The sequence below is a fragment of the Christiangramia sp. OXR-203 genome (genome assembly GCF_034372165.1).
GTDB lineage: Bacteria > Bacteroidota > Bacteroidia > Flavobacteriales > Flavobacteriaceae > Christiangramia.
The window spans coordinates 2,455,038-2,477,880 of sequence record NZ_CP139698.1 but is presented as its reverse complement, the minus strand read 5'-3'; the positions used below and the strand labels follow the sequence as shown (position 1 = coordinate 2,477,880).

The 22,843-nt window shown below is 38.2% G+C and carries 16 protein-coding genes; 8 read left to right on the top strand and 8 right to left on the bottom strand.

The features are described 5' to 3' along the window. Positions 1-46: 46 nt before the first annotated feature. From T8I65_RS11465 to sbcD, 4 genes are all read right to left on the bottom strand, one after another. Entirely contained in the window at positions 47-3,985 is a 3,939-nt protein-coding gene (locus T8I65_RS11465; RefSeq protein ID WP_322300737.1) for an AsmA-like C-terminal region-containing protein, read from the bottom strand. Positions 3,986-4,106: 121 nt separating this feature from the next. Next, positions 4,107-4,958 (bottom strand): universal stress protein, encoded by an 852-nt coding sequence (locus T8I65_RS11460; protein WP_322300736.1) that lies wholly within the window; start codon positions 4,956-4,958, stop codon positions 4,107-4,109. Between the two features lie 313 nt (positions 4,959-5,271). Further along, a complete protein-coding gene (locus tag T8I65_RS11455; RefSeq protein WP_322300735.1) occupies positions 5,272-8,295 on the bottom strand; it encodes an AAA family ATPase in 3,024 nt (1,007 codons plus the stop codon). Further along, positions 8,296-9,516, bottom strand: coding sequence for an exonuclease subunit SbcD (gene sbcD, locus T8I65_RS11450; protein WP_322300734.1), 1,221 nt, complete (start codon positions 9,514-9,516; stop codon positions 8,296-8,298). A 274-nt stretch (positions 9,517-9,790) separates the two neighbouring features. Here sbcD and T8I65_RS11445 point away from each other — a divergent pair, with 274 nt between their 5' ends. From T8I65_RS11445 to trhA, 7 genes are all read left to right on the top strand, one after another. Then, complete coding sequence (locus T8I65_RS11445; protein WP_322300733.1) at positions 9,791-11,035, top strand: NAD(P)/FAD-dependent oxidoreductase; 1,245 nt, start codon at positions 9,791-9,793, stop codon at positions 11,033-11,035. A 204-nt stretch (positions 11,036-11,239) separates the two neighbouring features. Beyond that, a complete protein-coding gene (gene serA, locus T8I65_RS11440; RefSeq protein WP_322300732.1) occupies positions 11,240-13,129 on the top strand; it encodes a phosphoglycerate dehydrogenase in 1,890 nt (629 codons plus the stop codon). A 158-nt stretch (positions 13,130-13,287) separates the two neighbouring features. Beyond that, entirely contained in the window at positions 13,288-13,491 is a 204-nt protein-coding gene (locus T8I65_RS11435; RefSeq protein WP_141878296.1) for a hypothetical protein, read from the top strand. Positions 13,492-13,746: 255 nt separating this feature from the next. Beyond that, positions 13,747-14,298 carry a hypothetical protein gene (locus T8I65_RS11430; protein ID WP_322300731.1) on the top strand — a complete coding sequence of 184 codons (552 nt, stop codon included), beginning with the start codon at positions 13,747-13,749 and terminating at the stop codon, positions 14,296-14,298. A gap of 166 nt (positions 14,299-14,464) precedes the next feature. Beyond that, positions 14,465-15,226, top strand: a complete 762-nt coding sequence (locus tag T8I65_RS11425; RefSeq protein ID WP_322300730.1) for a LytTR family DNA-binding domain-containing protein — start codon at positions 14,465-14,467, stop codon at positions 15,224-15,226. Continuing rightward, on the top strand, positions 15,226-16,332 hold the full coding sequence (locus T8I65_RS11420; protein WP_322300729.1) for a sensor histidine kinase: 1,107 nt from the start codon (positions 15,226-15,228) through the stop codon (positions 16,330-16,332). Before T8I65_RS11425 ends, T8I65_RS11420 begins: the two co-directional genes overlap by 1 nt. 54 nt (positions 16,333-16,386) lie before the next feature. After that, positions 16,387-17,034, top strand: coding sequence for a PAQR family membrane homeostasis protein TrhA (trhA, locus tag T8I65_RS11415; RefSeq protein WP_322300728.1), 648 nt, complete (start codon positions 16,387-16,389; stop codon positions 17,032-17,034). Here trhA and lysA read toward each other — a convergent pair. Both lysA and T8I65_RS11405 read right to left on the bottom strand, forming a co-directional pair. Next, positions 17,031-18,269 carry a diaminopimelate decarboxylase gene (gene lysA, locus T8I65_RS11410; RefSeq protein WP_322300727.1) on the bottom strand — a complete coding sequence of 413 codons (1,239 nt, stop codon included), beginning with the start codon at positions 18,267-18,269 and terminating at the stop codon, positions 17,031-17,033. The two genes, trhA and lysA, sit on opposite strands and share 4 nt — an antisense overlap. A gap of 105 nt (positions 18,270-18,374) precedes the next feature. Then, positions 18,375-19,541: an MFS transporter gene (locus tag T8I65_RS11405; RefSeq protein ID WP_322300726.1), complete on the bottom strand. Its 1,167-nt coding sequence runs from the start codon at positions 19,539-19,541 to the stop codon at positions 18,375-18,377. A 226-nt stretch (positions 19,542-19,767) separates the two neighbouring features. Here T8I65_RS11405 and sucC point away from each other — a divergent pair, with 226 nt between their 5' ends. Then, the gene (sucC, locus tag T8I65_RS11400; protein ID WP_141878289.1) at positions 19,768-20,961 is read left to right on the top strand and encodes an ADP-forming succinate--CoA ligase subunit beta; all 1,194 of its coding nucleotides are present in this window, start codon (positions 19,768-19,770) and stop codon (positions 20,959-20,961) included. 481 nt (positions 20,962-21,442) lie between these two features. Here sucC and T8I65_RS11395 read toward each other — a convergent pair whose 3' ends face one another. Next, positions 21,443-22,255 carry an MBL fold metallo-hydrolase gene (locus tag T8I65_RS11395; RefSeq protein WP_322300725.1) on the bottom strand — a complete coding sequence of 271 codons (813 nt, stop codon included), beginning with the start codon at positions 22,253-22,255 and terminating at the stop codon, positions 21,443-21,445. 61 nt (positions 22,256-22,316) lie between these two features. Next, the gene (locus T8I65_RS11390; protein WP_416173199.1) at positions 22,317-22,781 is read right to left on the bottom strand and encodes a GNAT family N-acetyltransferase; all 465 of its coding nucleotides are present in this window, start codon (positions 22,779-22,781) and stop codon (positions 22,317-22,319) included. Between the last annotated feature and the right edge of the window lie 62 nt (positions 22,782-22,843).

The following is a 22,843-nucleotide window of genomic DNA, read 5'->3' as shown; positions in this document are numbered from 1 at the left end:
GACGCGAATAGGAAGGCTAAGTTGAAAAGTATAATCTTATCAAACACTAATTGTTTTTTAATTCGCGATTCCACAATCGAAAACGTGTTCTCAGCTTTCGTTCCTTTTCTTCGTTGCTTTCTTTATTCTGAATTAGATGAAGGTAAAACTTAGCTCCTGCTTCCTGATAGGTTTCCTTTTCAGGTAATTGAATTCCGTCATTTGACTTTAAATTTTTCCAGGGTAGGGAAAGCCAGATATCAAAATATTCGTTCAACTTGAATTCTCCTTCAGCATACAATTGCAAAGCTGAAGATTGTATTTGTGTTCTTGGAACTTTTACTACACCGTTTTCAATTCTGAAAGTTTGAGTTATTGGTCTGAACCTTAAGTTTTCAAAACGTTCTTCTTTCATTAGAACTACCGACTCCAGAACGGGTTTAAAATCGTAAAGTTCCAGATCTTGCAGATCAAAAACTATGGTGCCGTTTAGTGAGTTGATATCTATATTTCCGTCGGACAATAACCTGGTTCTGGCATCAATTTTTAGATCAAGTATGCCTGCAATTTTTTCGGCAGCACGTAATTCTTCGATATTCAAATAATCAAGATCTGCTATTAGCTTCTGAATATCTATAGCTTTGATCTCTGTCTTCAAATGTACTGGAAGCTCTTCCGAAGTATCCACACTGGCCAACAGATCAACATCAATTGATCCCTGGTGGTAACTAAAATCTGTATTGTTCAGTTTAAAATTGCCTTCAGTATCAAAACTCAATTTGGCATTAAAATCTGAAACCTCCAGCCCTTCAAGTATAACACTGTCCAGGGCGACAATGGCAGTTGGAAAGTATGAATCATTAATATTTCTTAGAATTTCTTTGAGATTAGTGACCTTAAATTCAGATTTATTCTTCTTTTTTCTCTTTGAGGAATCAGAACCTATAAATTCAGCAATATCCTTATTATCCAGGTATGGCGATCTAATCATGAAATTAGAAGTATGGGCAAGTTCCGACTGTTCATCATTAATAAAATTCGAAAAATGATCGATAGTACCTGTGATATCGATCGAACTTTTACCGGGAAGATCTACATCGAGTCGATCAAGAGTTGCAAGATCATTTTTAATGATCAAATGCAAACTATCTACAGGAATTTCAAGATCTGTTTCATTGATCCTGACCAGTGTCGCACCAAGTTTAAGATCTCCTTCAGCATTAGAATTAAGAATATTAAGGTCCTGTGCCCGGCCCTGGTAACTTCCCGTAAACTCAAAATCACCAGAACTTAGTTCAAAGTTTACAGTATTAAGAAGCTCGTTAAGATTTTTCGATTTCCCCTGCATAGCCAGGGAAAACTGGAAGTCAAAAGGATTTTCATTTTCAGTATTAATGACCGGCTCCCTTGCAGTGATAGCGCCCTGAATATTGGCGCGTGTCTCTTTAAAATTCAGATTAAGTTCATCAAGCTTGAGGATTGAGTCATTCTCGAAATTCACGATAGCTTTAAGATTTTCAGAAATAAGATCATTGAATTTTACTGAGTCCAACTCAATCTGGATCTTTGGATGAAATTTATAGATATCCTGAAATATGTTTGAAACATGTGTATTCTTGTTGATATCCTTCAAACTGTCTCGCTCCATTTCAGCAATGGATTCCAGCCACTGGTCAATATTGATATAATCTGCATCCAGTTTTACAGCAATACTTCCGGTTTCAGAATCCTCCTCCAATAGAAATGAAGCGAAATCTGTTATCTTACTCTGTAGATAAATGGGGTGATGACCTATAGTTTCCAATGCAAATCGGTCGATCTGAATATTGCTTTTCTCAATTCCTACATGCAGAGTGTCCATGGCAAATTTCAGTTCGGCCTCAGGATAGTAAAATTCTGTACCAGATAATTGGAGATCCCCTTCAGCGTTTCTCAATAACTGATCGAAATACTGAACATTACCCGTAAATTTACCTTGAAAAGCATAATCACCCTTGCGCAAAGAAACCAATTTGATATTGAAAAGATCCTGAAAAACTCTAATTGAGCCTTTCGAATCTGCGGTTACATTTATGAAAATAGGCTCGCGATTATTCTCTTTGACTTCTGGAACGCGAACACTTCCTGAAAGTAAAGTTTCGGCATCCTGGTAATCGAACTGAAGTTGATCGAACTGGATAACTTCAGAACTCTTCAAATGTACTCGGGCATTCAAATTTTGAAATAAGTTATCCTGGTAGATCACAGAATTGATATTGAGCTGAAAGCCAGGTCGAAATTTTTTATAGATCGCAGCGAGTGTCTGGTGCAGTGTCTTTAAATTATCCTGATTACTATCATTTTCTGAAGTGAATTTAGTTGCTGTATTAATGAGGTCATCAAGATTGAGTGCTTCGGAGTTCAAAATAAGACTGGCCTCTGCAGGCGCAGAAGGGCTCGAAGCCATTAATGCGGAAACATTCTTTACAGTACCCTGAAAATTCAAACTTTCCCCATTGGGTAGGTCGATCTGTAATTGTTGAACAGTGGAATTATTATGATCCAGTTTTAGATCAAGTCGCTTGAGTGGTAACTGTACATTATTTTCCTTTAAAGCTACCCGAGTATTTCCCATAGTAAATGTACCATTGGCAGCATTAAGGATCATATAAGGATCATCGATATTGCCATCTATTGTAGCATCCAGAGAAAACTGTCCGCCCTTAAAACTGAAATTCTCATGATCAAGAGCCGTGGCCATGGTTTCATTTGAACCCTTGACCTGTACATTGGCCTTAACCTGGTTTCTTAAGTTTGCCGTAGACTGGTAATAACTGTCCTGAGCACTTACCTGTATATCATCCAGATTCGCTGAAAAATCCTTGAAATAAAGCTTAATATCTCGCTTCCCGGGTTGTTCTGCGAAGGAGTCTACCGAATTTAGGTTATTAGTGAGAATTCCGTGTGATTCTACATTTTCCAGTTCAAGTTCTTCGAATAGTTGAAGTTTGTTATTATTTGTGCTGAAGTCGACATGAATGAATGGAACGTTCCCGTATGCAAATTTTCCTTTTAGTTTCAAATTGGTAGCGATGGGATCCTGTAGCTGGTATGGTTTTACCTTAGCGGCCAGGGAATCTGCCAGGAACTGCTGGATTTTCTTGAAATCTGTTAGCTCATTTTTTAGACTGAATTCGTATTCTGTAAGTTTATTAAAAACGAATCGAGCTTCCGTTTCAAAATTTTGATCATCCAATTGAAGATTAAAAGCTGGTATACTTAGTGTATAATTAGATTTTTTCAGTTCAAATTCAGGACTTCCCGTTGCCAGGGCTCCATTGATAAAACTGCCTTTTCGCGTATTGAATCCAAGATCGTTGATTAAAACCTCGTAGTTAATATTTCCACTGATGATTTCGTCACCGGATCTAACCTGGCCGGAGACGTTTTCTGCAACAAGATCAAAATACTTATGAAGGATCTTATTTTCAGCTATTAAGTGAACGTTCTGCAGTTGAAAATTGATTTTTTCAGGATGAACCCAGGAGGGAAGATCAAATCCGCTGTTCTGTTCGAGCTGCTTTTTTAGCTTTAGTTCTATATACTCCTGCAGATTCTTTTGCGTAAGAACTTGGGTATGAACTCTCGCATCTCTAATCTTGATATTACGAAACTGAATATTTCCCCGCATCAGGTCTTTTGCGGCAATATTCACATCTACTCGAGCCAGCTTTATGATGGTTCTCTTATCCAGAATGGTATCGAAACTACTTTGTTTGACATCTTCTATACTAAAACCAACATTTGGAAAACCAGTGATAAAATTTGCGTTTACTTCTCCAATTTCCAGAGTCCCGTTACTATTCGCTTCATACCATATTTGAAGTTCATCGATCAAAAGGTCCCGACTAAACCATCCCAATGTAAATAGAAATATTGGCGCAATAAATAGCAGACCTAATGCAATTAGAATGCGTTTGATCCAATTTGGCTTTTTTCTATTCTTTTTCTTGCTGGTATTATCCACAGATTCGGTTGAGCTCTTTCCAGGTTAATCAGGTGAAATCTTAGTGATCCAAAATACATTAAAAATGAATTGGTTCCGCATTTTCATATGAAACCAATGTAGGTCGCTATAAATAAAATTCTTAGCGTATTTCCTTCAGAATAAGCACTGGTAATTTTGGATCAAAGTCGATATCCTCAATAGCCGCTTTATTAAAAATCTTTCCGAAGAATCCTTGTTTTCTTTGATACAGCGCAAGAAAATCACTTTCCCGGCTTTCAATAAACAAATGCACTCCGGTTGTAGGACTGGTTTTGGTAAGCATATGATAACTGGTATTTACCTTGGCCAGTTGCTTCAACAGGTCTTCTTTATTTTTCTCCTGTTCAGTTGAGAGCGCTTTCCCTTCCGTATTGATATAGAGTACTCTTATGGAACATTCTGTATTTTGAGCAAGTTCTATGAGATGTTCCAGTTCGCTTGGCTTAAAGGGCTTGCGTAAATTTGTTGGAAACACGATTTCTAAATTAGGATCAACCGCTGTTTCATATTTCTCCGGGATTACCAGTACCGGGCATTCTTTGATTTTTTCAGTGATTTTGGAGATCTTATTGTTTTCTGTAGTATTGATTCCTGCAGTATCGCCGGGAGAACCTACAATGATCATATCTATTCCAAGCTTATTCACCTGCTCCTGTATTCCCTCAACCAAACTGCCATCAAAACTTATCTGTTCAAATTTATGTTTTTGATTCTCCTTTCTAAAATTCAATCCCTGCATGATCCTGGCAAGTCCTTTTTCAGAAACAGATGCATTGGTTTCCTCATCATCTTCTTTGTGGATGGACATCGCTTCACTTAATGAACCGCGAGAGCTATAAACGTTAATTAAATAGAATGTACATGGAAATTTCTTGAACAGCTTCATGGCAAAGATCAATGCGCTCCATGAGTGTTTGGTAAAATTAGTAGGGACTAGGATCTTCTTTTCCATAAATAATGTGTGTAGTGGACAGTTTGAGTAAATATAATTAAACTCCTTGGTATGAAATTCAACATTGCAGTCACTTTGTGATAATTCCTGCTGAAATAAGAGGGAATCATGAGATTCGTTGCTTTTGTGTTAATTATTTAACCAATAGTGTCGATTCCCTTAAAACCCTGACTTACAAATTGTCGTAAATATATTGAGACTAAAAAGAAGGAGGTTTATATGGAGAGATAAAATTTTAAAACTATGGTTCAATTTTTAATTTTTAATCATTGAATTAGCCTAAGACAAAGCCGGAGAATCCGGCTTTTCTCTTTTAACTTATTTCCAGGCTACTATAACCCTGTCCATTTCTTGTCAGTTTTATTTGCGTGGAAATTCTCTCTTTCAGTGAATCCACGTGACTTATAATTCCAATGGTCTTAGAACTTTCGGCCTGTAATCTTTCCAGAGTATCCAGGGTTTGATCCAGTGTTTCAGGATCCAGTGTACCAAAACCTTCATCGATAAACAGACTATTAATTTCTACATTTTTAGAAGCAAGATCAGACAATGCCAGCGCCATGCTCAGGCTAAGTATAAAAGTTTCTCCGCCAGACAGCGTTTTTACAGATCTTCGCTGACCACCCATATGCTGATCAATTGCTACGAGTCCGTCGTCTTCCTGTGCTTCCGGTTTATCTATAAGATAGCGATCATTGAGATCTTTTAATCGAACGTTGGCAAGACTTAGTAATCTTGATAAAGTAAGATCCTGGGCGAAATCGTTGAATTTTTTTCCTTTAGAATCTCCTATAAGTTCATTAAGAATACGCCATCTTTTACTCTGTTTTTCCTTTTCTGAGATTTCCTTTTGCAGTTTTGTTTTACGATCTATATTCTCCTCGTAATTTTTTAAGATCCTATCGATCTCTTTACAAGCAGTATCCATGCTACCCAGTTTAGTTGTCTTGTCTTCCAGCTGTTTTTCGAGCATCGTACGCTCTTGCTCAGGTTCGATCTTTTTCAATTTTGATAGCTGTTCCAATAGTGTTTTAGCAGAAGCATTAACACTGGTCAATCGATCGGTGATCTGCTGTTTTTCTTTTCTATAGTTGCTGGCTTCAGATTCGCTCAACAAAAATTTCCTGGCAGCTTCTATACTTTCAAAATCATTTTCCAAGCAGAAGCTTTTAAGTTCGCTTATTAATTTCTCCTGGTTTTCTATGATTTTAGAGTGTTGAGAAGTAATAGTTTTCAGTTGCTCTGTAAGGCTATTTCTTTCCTGAAGAAGTCTGATCCAATTTGTATGCAGTTGCTGTACATCATTTTGAATATTCGATCCTGAATAAAGGCCATCGATCTGTAATTTCAGGTTTTTACCCGCATCGATAATTTCCTGAATTTCATCCACGATAGGCAGCGCATTCTTGTAAGAATTGCTAAGACGCGAAGACCTTTCCATGTTCGCCAGATCCTGAGCTTTCTCTTCAAGGCTGTTCTCGTATTCCTGAAATTCTTCATTGGTCTTTAAATTGCTGAATTCTTCATAATTAGTACTTAAACGGTGAATTTGCTCTTTCTCCAGTTGCTGAAGTGCTTTCAACTTTTCAGAATACTCTTTGAAATTTTTCCTGATATTTTCCAGTTTAGACTCTTCACGGGTTAGTAATTCGCGGGAACTCTCGTAATTCTTTGTCAGGCTGGCAATTTCAGTTTCCAGAACTGAAGCACTACCCGCATTTTCTTCTGCAAGAGGATGATTTGTTGCTCCACAGAGAGGGCATGGTTTTCCATCCACAAGATTCTTTCTGTGTTCCTCCAGGCTCGCACGTAACCTCAAATTTTCAAGGCTAAGCTGCTTGTTTGCCAGATCGGACTTTAATAAAGCAGTGTCTTTTGATAGTTTGTTGATCTTTTCAGGTGCAGATTTAAGTTCAGGTTCCAGAAGTTTCAGTTGCTCCATTATTGCGGCAGACTCCTTTCTGCTATCCTGAAGCTCTATGAAATAACGGTAAGCATCCCGCGATCGCTTCTGAAATACTCGTAGTTTTTCCTTTTCTTCTGAAATATCTTCGATTCTCGCAATTTGATGTTTCTGAAGTAGCTTGTCTAAATCCGAAGAAATAGTACTAAAAGCAGTCTTGAGATTCGATTTTAAGTCAGCAGCATCATCACTCACTGAAATTTCCGTATCTCTTAATTCTGTCTTTAACTGCTCCTTTCTGGTAGTGTAAAGAGAAAGTTTATCTGCTCTTTTTTGCTGTAGATCCAGCACTCGTTGTCTAAAACCGAATATGCCTTTTTCCAGATTTTCTTCTGAAATTTTTGAACCTGTAAGCGCTGAAGCATTTTCCAAGAGCTCATCGATATGTTTTTTTGTAGAAATGAGCTTATTAGAGAGTCTGGACTTTTCAGCTTCCAGTTCCTTTATTCTAGCAATGTTTTGAGACCATTCCCGAAATCTTTCAGCTTTGGGTTCAATCTTCTCATGCAATTTTAAAAGTTTTCCCTGTTCCTTTTCAAAATCTTCCAGTTGAGATTTAGCTTTTTCTTCCGAAGACTTTAAACTAGAAAGTTGCGATTCCAGGTCTGAGACAGATTTTTTAAGCTCAATAGCTTTTTTGATACCTTCTATCTCAGATCTCCAGTTTTCGCAGATCTGAGATTTTTCCTTTAGTTCCTTCTTTTTCTCGACAAATACTTCATCACTAAGCAAATTTTGATCTATGATCCTGATCTCGTTCTGCTGCTGAATGATCTCCTGGCTGGCAGCCTTATTTTTTTCATGAGCTCGAATTCCAAGCTGTCGATAGATGCCGGTTCCAGTGATCTTCTCCAGTAATTCACCTCGTTCATCCTTTTTTGCTCTTAGGAATTGGGCAAATTCACCCTGCGCCAACAAAACAGCTTTTATGAACTGGTCATAATTGAGCCCGATCAATTCCTCATTCTTACCTGGAATTAGTGACTTTTTTAAGTCAATCAATTTGCCAGATTGATGATCATGAATTTCCATTTCATAATCATTCAGATTGTTGTTTCGGTTGATCTCTATGGTCCATTGGGAACTATAGATCCCGGAATTACAGCTATAGGTAATGCGAGCCATCGCGTTTTTCTGATTCCGGGTAAGGATTGCTCCTTTGGTAGCGATCTCGTTCTTGGTGATCTTCCCCAACCTAGGCACATGATTAAACAATGCCAGAGAGATCACATCGAGAATACTACTCTTCCCACTGCCAGTAGGACCGGTGATGGCAAAAAGCGAATTGGTGGTGAAAGGTTCTTTGGTAAAATCGATACTATGGTATCCCTTGAGGGAATTAATATTCTCGAATTCTATTTTTAGGATCTTCATTTAAATGACGTTGTTTCCAGATTGAACATCTTCCAGTATTTCATCAAAAGCAGCCATCATCTCATTTTGATCATCTTTAGAGTATTGGTGAGTGGCTATTAATTCAGCAAAAACATCTTTAGGCTTTAGATCTTCCAATTGCTGGTCCTGGTCATACAACTGGGAACTACCTTCAATCTGATTTTTAAACTGAACACGTTGTTTTACGATCTCAAAACCATCGGTTTGAAATTGATCTACTAACTGGTCCAGCGCATAGACTTTTTGTGCGTCATACTGTTCTTCAACCAAGTCTACTTCTATTAAAGATTTTAAACTGGAGTTATGCTCCAGTGAATTAAGTTTTAATTCTAGTTCGCTAAGATTTCCACTCAACTTAATAAGCTTTCTGAAACTCGGAATCGTAATGCTTTCTGGTTCATAATTGGTATCGGTATCCAGTAAAAGAATTCTTTTTTCATCAGATCTTTCACTAAAACTAAGCGGAAATGGAGAACCACTGTAGAAAACAGGTTTTTCTGCAGATACTCTTTGAGGTTTGTGAATATGTCCCAATGCGAGATACTCATAATAACTTCCGAATTGTGACGCCCGGAAAGCAGCAAGATTTCCAATTTGTATGTCTCGTTCACTTTCTGAAGATTCAATTCCCGCCGTAAATAAATGTCCCATGGCGATTGCAGGAATTCCCGGATATTTTTGCTGGCAAATAGCTGCAGCTTCAGTAAAGACTCTTTCAATTCCCAGTCTAATAGCTTCAATTCTATCTTCATGATTTGATACCTGCTCACCGCTTCTAAGATCGGCATCCCGTAAGTAGGGGATCGCTGCGACCACCAATTCAGTTTCCCCGCTTTTATTTTTTACCGGAATGATCACTTCATCCAAATCTTGCGGCAGCCCGCCAATTATACTAAGATCTAAGGCCCGCATAATTTCCTGTGGAGCGTCCAGCATGGCCGGAGAATCGTGATTCCCGCCGGTGGCAATAATCTTGCAATTCAGTTTTTGTAAGCGAACGAGTGCGCGATAATATTGTCTGCGAGCTTCAGAAGACGGGTTCGCCAGGTCAAAAATATCCCCGGATATCAAGAGCAGGTCTACCTTATCAATTTCTATAAATTCTGTAAGCCAGTCGATAAATAGATCGAAGTCTTCACCAAGATCATGTTTATGTAATTTCTTTCCAATATGCCAGTCGGCAGTATGAACTATTTTCATGCAAAAATTTTATAATGCTAATGTAAGCTGCACCTGTGACAGATCTTGTCGTCGCAAGTGAGGAGTCGTTGAATTTCAGGTAAGAAATTCGCGAAATCAAGATAGGGAAATTTGAGTTTCAGGAAAACCGGAAGCATTTAAAATAGCAGGTTTTTACCAACAATTTTGACAATAAAGATCTGCTGGCGACCATGGATATTAAAGTAGTAATCTTGAGAATGTTAACAATTCTATAGAACCTTCTGCTGCTTTTTAGTTTTACATTTGGGTTGTTATGGAAAAAGAAGATTACAGTATTAATATTATTGGAGCTGGTTTAAGCGGACTCGTTGCAGCCAGAGTGCTTGAAGATCATGGTTATCAACCTACAATCTATGAAGCTGAAAGTCATGTGGGAGGAAGGTTGCGAACATTTGAAGTGGATGGATACAAGCTGGATAGAGGCTTCCAGGTAATGTTGAGTCAGTATCCAAAAATTCAGCAATATCTTGATCTGGAAGCTTTGCAGCTTCAAAAGCTGAAGCCCGGCGCAGTGATTTATAATAAGCGTGAAAGTACCAGGATTGGAGATCCTACCAGAGATATTTCGGCGTTATTTCCAACGATCTTTTCAAGTATCGGGTCGATTTCAGATAAATTTAAAGTGCTTAAACTTAACCTTGAGCTTAAGAAACTAAGCCTTGAGGAAATTTTCAGTAAAGAAGAAACCACTACGCTGGAATATCTTCAGCATAAAGGGTTCTCAGAAAAAATGATCAGTAATTTCTTCAGACCTTTTTTCTCAGGAATCTTTCTTGAGCCAGATTTGAAGACTTCCAGTAGGATGTTCGAGTTCGTCTATAAAATGTTCGGGGAAGGAGATGCGGTGATCCCGAAGAATGGAATTAATGCGATCCCAATGCAACTGTATAAAAGGCTGAAGACTACCAAAGTGAATTTTAATTCCAGGATCAATCAGGTAACTGATGATGTGCTGACGCTGGAAAGTGGCGAGCAGGTGAAATCTCATTTTACCATTATTGCTACGGAAGCAAGTTCAATGGTAGCGAATCTTCGGGGGCAAAAGCAGGACTGGAAATCATGTCGATGTTTATATTTTACCGTGGAAGAGGATGTGATTGGAGATGCGATTATAGGTTTACAATCTGATAAAGAGAAACTGGTCAATAATATTTTTTACCATTCTTCAATTTTAAACAATAACGTTTCAGAAGGAAAGCTGTTATCGGCAACAATTGTGCGTGATATAGAATACAGCGAAGAAGAATTGGTTGAGAAGGTTTCAGAAGAACTAAAGTTTGAATTTGGCATTAAAACGATCAAATTTTTAAAACACTTCTATATTCCAAAGGCGCTTCCAGACTTGAAAGATATTCAGTATGAACTGCAATCTACGGAGGCCCGCTTGAGTACACAGGTTTTCCTTGCCGGAGATAAACTGCTTAATGGTTCCCAGAATGCAGCTATGCTTAGTGGTGAGCGCGCAGCTTTAGGAGTGATCGAAGTACTGGAAGGATAAGAACCTGAGATCGAATTCTTTTCTGAATGATTGAATAAATATCAGGCAAAACCTTAATTCCGCTTTCCTTTTTCAGATTAAATCAAAATTTTAAACTGAAATTGAGAATATGCTAATCCAGTAAAATTAGAAGGAATTAGTCATTTTTAAATCTTCAGAAAACAACTAGTTTTATAAATAATTTCAACCGAATTGAATCCTGCTATGAAGGAGAACCGACATTATGTAATTGATTTTGACAGCACTTTCACGCAAGTGGAAGCATTGGATGTTCTGGGCGAGATCAGTTTGAAATCTCATCCTGAAAAGGATCAGAAACTGCACCGATTAACCGAGCTTACAGATCTTGCAATGGCAGGAAAAATAGGTTTTAGAGAATCACTGGAAAAAAGACTCGAGATCCTGGAAGCAGATATGAATATGATCCCTCAGGTGATCGAAGATCTTAAAAGCAAGGTATCTGTTTCTTTTGTGAGAAATGAAGCCTTCTTCCAGGAGAACAAGGACCATATCTATATAATTTCCAATGGTTTCAAAGAGATCATCGTTCCTATAGTAAAGGAGCTTGGAGTGAGAGAAGAAAATGTATATGCGAATACTTTTACTTCTGAAAACGGTCATATAACCGGCTTTGACAGAGATAATGTATTATCTTCAAGTAACGGTAAGGTCGCACTGCTAAAGGAAATGGATCTACAAGGTGACGTTTATGTAATTGGCGATGGCTACAACGATTACGAGATCAAAGCGGCGGGACTGGCCAATAAATTTTACGCTTTTACTGAAAATGTTCAACGTGGAGAGGTGCTTGAAAAAGCTGATCATGTAACTCCCAGCCTGGACGAATTTCTATACTTACACAAAATGAACAAAGCAATATCGTACCCTAAGAACAGAATTAAAGTACTACTTCTTGAAAATGTGCATGCAGATGCCGTTGCCATTATGAAGGAGGAAGGTTATAATGTAGAGACAGTTTCTGGCGCTCTGGATGAGCAGGAACTTGCAGAAAAGATCAAAGATGTCTCCATTCTTGGGATCAGGTCCAAGACCAATCTTACTGAAAAGGTGCTTGAAAAGGCAAATCGACTCATCGCTGTTGGTGCTTTTTGTATTGGGACGAACCAAATCGATCTTGAAGCCTGTCTTAAGAAAGGGGTCGCAGTTTTTAATGCGCCGTATAGTAATACCAGGTCTGTAGTGGAATTAGCGATAGGAGAGATCATCCTGTTAATGAGAAACCTGCCCGATAGAATTGCAGAAATGCATCGAGGGGAATGGAACAAATCTGCAAAAGGTAGTTACGAAACCCGTGGTAAGAAACTGGGTATCGTTGGTTACGGGAACATTGGATCGCAATTATCTGTAGTAGCAGAGGCGATAGGTTTCGATGTTTATTATTATGATCTGGTGGAGAGACTTGCTTTAGGGAATGCCACTAAATGTAATAGTTTGAAAGAGCTATTCGAAAAAGTTGATATTGTAACCTTACATGTTGACGGTCGCAAGGAAAATACCAATATGATTGGCGATAAACAGTTTGGATGGATGAAGGAAGGAAGTGTTTTCCTGAATCTCGCCAGGGGACAGGTAGTTGATGTAGATGCACTACGAAAGCATATGGAAAGCAAAAGGATCATTGGAGCAGGGGTGGACGTTTTTCCAAAAGAGCCTAAGACGAACCAGGAAGAATTTGAATCACCGTTGAGAGGTTTACCTAATCTTATTCTTACGCCGCATATTGGAGGTTCTACGGAAGAAGCTCAGGAAAATATCGGGAACTTTGTACCAGGAAAGATCATAAATTACATTAACACGGGAAGTACTACAAACTCGGTCAATTTCCCGAATTTACAACTTCCAATTCTTGAAAACGCACACAGACTCATTCATATTCATCATAACAAACCGGGAATCATAGCTCATATAAACAGAATACTCGCGGCTAACGATATCAATATTGTTGGACAGTATTTAAAAACCAATGAAACCATAGGTTATGTGATTACAGATATTGACAAGGCTTACGATGATGTGGTGATCAAGGAATTGAAAGGTATACAGGGTACAATTAGATTCCGAGTTCTATATTAATCGGTATCTAATTTGAAGTTAGAAAAGAGATCATGGTATATTTGATCTCTTTTTTTGTGTTTTCATCGGAGTTAATTAACTCAATTTTAAGAAATTAACTGACTGTGAAATTTATCTTTATAGATCCCCCCAAAGATTTAACTTCAAAAAGAAACAAAATGGATACTACATTATTTTGTTCAGTATTGGGTGCAGCTATTACCATTATTGGAGCTATTTATTACCAGTTGAGAAAGGACAATTCCAGGCAGGAAAAGCTTATTAAATCTTACAAACGCGAATTGAGCTCACTCCGTAAAGTTCGAAAGCGAATGACTTCTGCTACTATATTCAGATCAGGTCCAATGATGGATCTTGATTAATAAAGAAAATTTCCATTTCCGAACTATAAAGCTGTCAATAGCTTAGAATGCCTTACGAAACATCATTTTAGAGCGGTGAACAACTAGTTTCTTTCATCTTACTCTGCTTTACCCTCCTTTTCAACTTAGATCTTTTTTTCCAGTCTTCAGTTCCAGAAAACTGTGCTCCAGATCATTGAGTCAATTGAATCTGTTGTTTGAATGTAGTTTAGTGATATCAATAAATCATTATTCATCATTCAAAAAACGTACATTATGAAAACTTTATTTATTTCATTATTGCTAATCGCAGTAACAGCATTTGGAAACGCACAGGAAATTGAATTAGACGAAGCTGAAGTTCGCCTGGAAACCAACAAATCTAAATTTGTCAAATCTGGCGATGGATTTACTTACGCCGTAACCGAGAAACATTCCGGGGAATTTGAAAAAGACCCAATCGCTTTTATGCGGTCCAATCTCGATATCACTGCGATGCTGGAAGAACTGGCAGAAGAGAACTTTGTTACCTATCAGGTAACTTTTAGAAGCAGCAAAGGCTATCTGGCAGCCGAATTTGACAAAAATGGAAAGTTGCAGAGAACCAGTCAGAAATTCAAAAATATTGCTTTACCATCAGCATTAAGATCAGAACTTTATAGTTCAAATAAGGGCTGGACGATGATCTCGAATAAATATATGGCTTCTGGAAAAGGGGAATTCCTTGACAAAGAAATCTATAAGATCAGGCTGGAAAATGCAAATCAAAAACGAACGGTTAAATTGGATCCGATAACAATTTCGAGAGTGTCGGTAGCAAGTAATTAAAAATAGGTTAGTAGTTAGTTAGTCAGAGGGCTGTCGGATAAAGTTCGATAGCCCTTTATTGAGCAATCATAGAATCAATCGCTTATAGATCAATATTTACCACAGGCTAAGTCAATCTGACTTATTGGAAATAATCATAACTTGTAGTAGCCAAATAACATTTTATATGAAAGCTTTAATCATCGATGATGAGGAACTAGCCCGAAAACGTGTTCTAAACTTACTGGAAGATGTATCGCAAATAGACATTCTAGGTGAATGTTCCAATGGCAAAACTGCAATAGAAAAAATTAATCGCGACAAGCCTGATCTTATTTTTCTGGATATTAACATGAAAGATATGAATGGTTTTGATGTGCTTAAGAAGATCGAAATAGATCCTAAACCAATCGTAATTTTTGTAACGGCCTATGACACGTATGCCCTTAAAGCCTTTGATGCGGAAGCATTTGATTTTCTTCTGAAGCCTTTTAAGGACGAAAGATTTTTTAAAACAATCACAAAGGTTTTGAACACGACTACTTCTGAAGCTGAAGAGAATTTTGAAAAGCGACTCGTAGAACTATTTCACGAATATTCTAAAAGCAACCTGCATCTGAATTCGGTTTCAAAAATTCCAGTTAAACAAGGCAATAAGACCTCACTGGTGGACCCTCGAGAAATACATTATATACAGGCATCTGGTTATTATGCTGAAATTTATGTAGAAGATAAAAAGCATGTTCTGAGAGAATCGCTAAACAACCTTCAAGACATCCTGGATCATAATTTTATCAGGATCCACAGGTCTACGATCGTAAATCTCAATTTTGTACATGAAATTATACATTCAGATTATTCTGAGATCGATGCAAAAATGACCTGTGGTAAATTACTGCACGTAAGTAAATCCCATAAGAAGGAATTTCTTGAAAAAATTGGAATCTAATGAGCCTTCATGATTTAAAACAAAAGTATATAGATTTCAAGCTGGTCCTTTTACTTGCAGGGTTCTACCTGATGTTTGACCTCATACATATTGCAAAAACAGCGTATATGCAAGAGTTTATGCCTAAGGAAATGCAACACTTCAGCTGGCCTGACTTTCTTGTATATAACATGCTTTTTGATTACATCATCGTAGTCAGCTATATGACGCTCATCGCGATTAGTACAAAGAGGTTTCTAAATAAGAACTATTCATGGGTAAAGATCATTTCCATACACACTCTATTCTCCTTACTAATTGGTCTTATTATCAGGCTTGTCTTCGATTTCTATTCCATACTTGCAGGAAGAATAAGCCTTGCAGAATTTGATCTTCGGAAGAGTGTAAACGCATTCGTCTATGTTCTTGACCTGAATTTTCTCATCTATTTCGCGATGATCTTTATCATCTACACCTACTACTATCTCCGCCAGGTAAAGGAGGCAGAAAAACGACATTTGAAACTGGAAAGTCAGTTAATGAACACTAGGATGAGAATGCTTTCCTCACAATTGCAACCTCATTTTCTGTTCAATACGCTTAATAGTATTGCCGTATTAACAGATTTGGATAGTAACAAAGCGAAGGATACTATTGCAGATCTTAGCGATTTTCTACGTGAAATCCTGTACCATAGCGACAGAAACCGGATTAGCCTTGATGAGGAACTCCGAATACTGGAATATTATCTAAATATTCTGAATGTTCGATTTTCAGATCATCTCAGTATAGAAAAGGAAATTGACGAATCACTACTGCTGAAGAAAATTCCGGCGATGTTACTACAGCCAATGATAGAAAACTCTATCAAGCATGGTTATTCTTATGATCATACAGATCTTCATATCCTTATTAAGATACGTGAAGAAAGAGGTTACCTGATCATTAGAGTTGAAAATGATGGAGAACCTTTAAAACTTACTCACAAAGAACTGCTTGAAAAGGGCGTTGGTTTAAGAAATATTGATGATCGTTTGAGAAATTTGTACAAGGACAAGTACATCTTTGAAATCAGGAACAGGGCAGATGGAAATGGAGTGGTAACCTTGGTGAAAATCCCTGCATAAGTGGTTTCTATTAGAATTTTAGAAGGAATTTCTTAAAAAGATTAATTTTGCTCCATGGAAAAAAGCATAGAGCCTAAATACTATTCACCAGAAGAGGAACGCCTGAATATAATTTCCCACGGGATCGGCTTTTTGCTGAGTATTGTCGCACTTTACCTGCTTATCTACCGCGCATTAGAATTTGATTCTACCGCTTATCTTCTAAGTTTCTCAGTATTTGGTGCCAGTATGATCCTGTTGTATGCGGCGAGTACATTGTATCATAGCGCTAAAGACCATCAAAGGAGAGCCAGATTGAATATTCTGGATCACGCATCAATTTATATTTTGATCGCTGGAACCTATACACCATTTGCAGTCATTAGTTTACCCGGTCTGGTTGGTAATATCATACTCTGGACCGTCTGGCTGATCGCATTGGCGGGAATAATTCTGAAATTTTTCTTTACGGGAAAATACCAGCTGCTCTCTACTATTATGTATGTGGCGATGGGCTGGATCATCGTTTTCGCCGGAAATTCCATGTTAGAAAATCTGAGTACTGAAGGTTTATGGTGGCTGGGAGCTGGAGGAGTTTCCTATACCATAGGGGCTATCCTATTTATGCTGAAAAAAATACCTTTTAACCATGCTATCTTCCATGTCTTCGTACTCATGGGAACATTCTCCCATTTTATATCCATTTACCTGTACGTCGTTTAATTCTGAACTTCTGAAACTTCCGGTTCTCTAGTTTCAAAATCAAGTTCGATCTGATGCCTGGTTAGATCTTCAAAAACTTCACGCTCTCTAATTAAGTGAGCCATGTTATTGTACCATAATACTTCCGCAGGCCTCAATCTGGAATTGAAATTGCTCGCCATGCTAAAGCAATAAGCACCAGCATTGCTAAAACTAAGAATATCGCCTTCTCTTATTTCAGAGATACGCCTGTTATTTCCAAAAGTATCGGTTTCGCAGATATAGCCAACGACACTATAGAACCTGTTCTTGGCATCCGGGTTACTAATATTGGTAATTTCATGATGTGATCCATAGAACATGGGCCTGATTAAATGATTAAACCCGGAGTCGATTCCTGCAAAAACCGTTGAGGTGGTTTGTTTGATCACATTCACTTTCGCCAGGAATTTCCCGGCGTCACTTACCAGGTATTTACCAGGTTCAAAAGCGAGTGCTAGATCACGGCCGTATTCCTTACAAAAAGCCTTAAACTTCTGGGTGAGTTGGTCGCCCAAGTCTTCGATATCGGTTTCTATATCGCCAGGACGGTAAGGAACTTTGAAACCACTTCCAAAATCTATGAATTCAAGTTCTTTAAAGTTTCTTGCTGCTTCAAAAAGAATCTCTGAAGCATGTAGGAAAACTCCAATATCAAGAATATCACTTCCAGTATGCATATGAATACCGTTAATGTGCATTCCTGTATTTTCTACAATTCTCAACAAATGTGGCATCTGGTGAATACTAATCCCGAATTTGGAATCAATATGCCCAACAGAAATTTTTGAGTTTCCACCCGCCATCACATGAGGATTAATACGAATGCAGACAGGAATTTCAGGATGCCTGCTTCCAAACTGCTCCAGGATGGAAAGATTATCAATGTTGATCTGGGCTCCGAGTTTAACTACCTCCTCGATTTCTTCCAGAGAAACACCATTAGGAGTGTAAATGATCTTTTCAGGAAATACACCTGCTTGTATTCCCAGTTTCACTTCCTGAATAGATACGGTATCCAGACCACAACCCAGAGAATTAAGTAACTTAAGGATCGAAATATTGGAAAGTGCTTTTACGGCGTAGTGAATTCTTAGTTCATCAACCTTAAATGCATTGGTTAATCTTTGATATTGAGAAGTAATTTTTTCAGCATCATAGACGTAAACCGGGCTGCCAAAATCATTTGCTACAGAAAGTAGATCCTTATGTGTCATTTCTAATCCTAATTTGACGTAAAACTACAGTGTTTTGTAAAAGTTACCCTAGATCAAATTTAAATATAACCAATTTATACCTTTTGTTAAATATGTGTACTCCTATCAGGCAGTTTGAAGATCAGCCTGTTTCTTTCGCATATAGATGACTCCAATACCTATAATAATTCCGATTCCAGCCATGGCAGCTCCTACGTATTGAGCAGATACAATTCCGTACCCGTAAGCGATAGGTAGACCGGCAAGATAGGCTCCACTGGCATTTCCCATGTTAAAAGCACTTTGATTAAGCGAAGAACCAAGCATCTCAGAGCCTTTCGCAGTATTGATGACGGCCATTTGTATAGGTGTGGCGATACAAAATGCAATTACAGGAATAATGAACGTGGTAATGAGTACTCCAATTTGGTCGTAAGCAACAAAAGTATTTACTAGAAGCGCGGTAACCATCAGGATCAGTGCAATAATAACTGCTTTGATCGGACTGAACATCTCAGCCAGTTTCGCACCCAGAAAGTTTCCGGCGACCATTCCCAGACCGGCAAGGATCATCGCATAACTAACAACATTTTCAGAATGACCGGCAACATCTGTAATTAGCGGAGCTATATAGCTGTACCAGGCGAAAAAGCCACCAGTTCCAATAGTTGTTAGAAGGATAACCATCCAGAGTTCTGGTTTCCGAAGTAATCTTAATTCTTCTTTCATTCCGCCGGCATTGGCAATTTTCACTTCCGGCATCCAGAATCTGATACTCAGGATTGCACAAATCCCAACCACACCAACTGCGAGAAATGCGATTCCCCAGCTGAAGTTCTGTCCTAACCAGGTCCCAAGTGGAACCCCGATCACGTTGGCCACTGTTAGCCCGGTGAACATCATTGCGATGGCCTGAGCTTCTTTCCCGGGACGGGCGAGTTTTCCAGCCACCACGGCGCCAATTCCGAAGAATGCACCATGAGGTAGACCGGATAGGAACCTGGCGAGCATTAAAAGCTCGTAGGAATCTGCAAAAGCTGAAAGCGTATTGAATATGGTAAACCATAGCATCAAACCTAAAAGTGTCTTTTGAGGCGGCCATTTATTTCCGAAGATGGTAAGCAGGGGAGCGCCAACGACTACTCCAAGAGCATATGCCGATATAAAATGTCCTGCGACCGGGATGGAAACTTCCAGATCATTAGCGATCTCAGGCAAAATTCCCATGATCACAAATTCCGTCATTCCTATTCCAAAACCTCCAATTGCCAGCGCCAGTAATGCCTTCTTCATGAGAATTAATTAAAAGATCAAATTTAGTTGAGAATTGAAAGTCTCACCAGATTTACTTCAGTTTTCTGCGATAACCTTTTCGTTTTTCCGAAGATATTCTAAAAGCCCTGTAGCATAAGAATTTCCGACTATTAGCCTATCGTTAAGAAGCTCAAAAAAGATTGGTACAATAGTATGTATTTGTTACTTTTGCTTTCCATAATAAATACAGAAGAAATAGCTGATTATGAATATACACGAATATCAAGGAAAAGAAATTTTGAGCAGCTTTGGAGTCCGCATTCAACGTGGAACCGTAGCAACAAACGCTAAAGAAGCAGTAGATGCTGCGAAAGCACTTACCGAGCAAACCGGTACTGGATGGCATGTGATCAAAGCACAGGTTCATGCTGGTGGACGTGGTAAAGGTGGTGGTGTAAAACTTGCCAAAAACCTGAAGGAAGTTGAAGAAATCGCCGGAGAGATCATCGGGATGAATCTTGTAACTCCTCAAACTTCTGCGGAAGGGAAAAAGGTACACCAGGTTTTAGTTGCTGAAGATGTTTACTATCCTGGAGACAGTGAGCCGGAAGAATATTATATGTCTGTTCTTTTAAACAGAGCCACCGGACGTAACATGATCATGTATTCTACAGAAGGTGGAATGGATATCGAAACTGTTGCTGAAGAAACTCCAGACCTTATATTTACTGAAGAGATTGATCCTTCTACAGGATTGCTTGGATTCCAGGCGCGTAGAATCGCTTTCAATCTTGGACTTAGCGGAAAGGCATTTAAAGAAATGACCAAATTCGTAATGTCTTTATATGAAGCTTTTGAAAAATCTGATTCTTCACTTTTCGAGATCAACCCTGTGTTGAAAACGAGTGATGATAAGATCATGGCAGTAGATGCTAAGGTAACGTTAGATGACAATGCACTTTTCCGTCACAAGGATTATGCTGAAATGCGTGATGTTCGGGAAGAGAATGCTACTGAAGTTGAAGCGAGAGAAGTTGGACTTAACTACGTAGATCTTGACGGTAACGTTGGATGTATGGTAAACGGTGCAGGACTTGCAATGGCGACAATGGACCTTATTAAACAAGCAGGTGGAGAGCCAGCTAACTTCCTTGATGTTGGTGGAACAGCTGATGCCAAGAGAGTAGAAGAAGCTTTCAGACTGATCTTGAAAGATGATAAAGTAGAAGCAATCCTGGTTAATATCTTTGGAGGAATCGTAAGATGTGACCGTGTTGCCCAGGGTATTGTAGACGCTTCCAAGAATATGGGAGACGCTATGAATGTGCCAATCATCGTAAGATTGCAAGGAACAAATGCAGATATTGCTAAGGAACTTATCGATAATAGTGGACTTAAAGTTTACAGCGCGGTACAATTCCAGGAAGCGGCAGACAAAGTTCAGGAAGTACTTTCCTAGTAACTAATTCATATTACAAAAAAACCCGGCCAACTGGCCGGGTTTTTTTGTTTCATTATGTTCTGCGCTATGAATTGTTTTACTTAAAGTAATGTCATAGTTCCCGATTTCATTTTTGAGTATCTAGTTCTATTCCCTGATGCATAATAAAACTTATTTTCATTAAAGTAGGATAGAACCTGGGTATTAGAGATTTAGACAGTCAATTTATTGCAATGAAAAGTTCAGATCTTAAAACCGCTAAATCATAAAGTTTTCTAAAAATTACTGGTTGCGGACAATTGAGTTAAAAAAGATTCGTTCTAAATAGAGAGGAAACCTTATATTTAATAATATGAGAATCAATAACTTAAAAGTCGCTTCCCAGATTAATGTTCTAGCTTGATGAAATAATTGTTGAATTTGTGTTAGCCAACTAAAAATTTTACAAAAATTTCAAGCGTATTAATCTGAAGAGCGACTTCCTGTTTCCAGAAATCTTCTACTTCGATCTTTCCGGATACCAGTTCATTAGTTCCACGTCAATATCAGAATTTCCTTCGTTTACTAATTTCTTAAATCCTTCAACATCAGAAAGTCCATTTTTACCACGGTAATGGTATGGAATTACTTTTTTAGGCGTGAAAGCCAGGACACCTTTTGCTGCACGATCTACTGGCATGGTATAAGGTAGATTCATAGACACTAATGCAACATCGATATTCTTTAGATTTCTCATTTCCGGAATATCCTCAGTATCACCGGAAATATATAGTCTCTTCCCGTTATTCTCAATGATATATCCATTCCCACGACCTTTCACGTGCATTGCATCTTTAGACTGAGGTAAATTGTACATTGGTATTGCCTGAATATTGAAACCCATGAGTTCTTTGGAGTCTCCGTTATTCATTACTATATATACAGCCTTCAGATCTTCGGGTAATTTATCTTTTACGGCCTGTGGTACAATTACAGTTACACTATCCAGACCGATCGCCTTTAGCGTTTCAGCATTCATATGATCTCCATGTATGTCTGTGATCAAAATAAAATCTGGTCTGTCTATGCCTTTAAAAGCTTCAACTCCACCTACGGGATCTGTGTAAAAGGTTTTATCACCCCATTTAAAAACTGCAGTGGCATGGGAAATAGGTTCGATTTTAAGATCCATGGTCTCCTGAAAAGGCGTCTGACTCATCTCTGCATTGTTCTCTGCAAGAGTGTCATTCATCATCTTATTCTTTTCATTCCCCTGATCTTTACAACCAACAAGCAATAAGCCTGCGGCAATTAGAGTAGCTACATTTTTCATAGTCAATTTTTAGCCTAAGATAAGGCCAGACATGACTTTAGCTATTTGGTTTAATAAAGAATTATGAAAGGATTAATGACATTTTAATATCCCCACGAGCGTAAGGATTATTTTCTTCAATAGGAATTTCTTCGAATCCATATTTGCGATATAAATGAATAGCGTTTTCCAGTTTTCGATTAGAGTAAATGATCAATTTTTTCCAGCCGCTCCCTTTAGCAAACTGTATGGTATGGTCAATTAGAAAGTGTCCGATCTTATGACCTCGAAATGCTGGTTTAACCGCCATTTTTGTAAGTTCGAAAACATCATCTTCCATCTTCATTAAAGCTACACAGGCAACGATAGTTTTGTCCTTTTTTACAAAGAAGATCTTTCCTCCCGGCTCAATGATATATTTTTCAGGTTTTCCTAAAACCTCCTCATCATGTGGTTCCACATAAAAGAATTCATTCAGCCAGTGTAAATTCATATTTTCGAATTCTTCCGCGTATTTCTTATCCCAGTTGAGTATCTCCATGATCATTAGTTATAGATCAAAAATATAAAGAAGCTTTGAGTAGCCAGGCTTTTCAGTAATCAATTTCT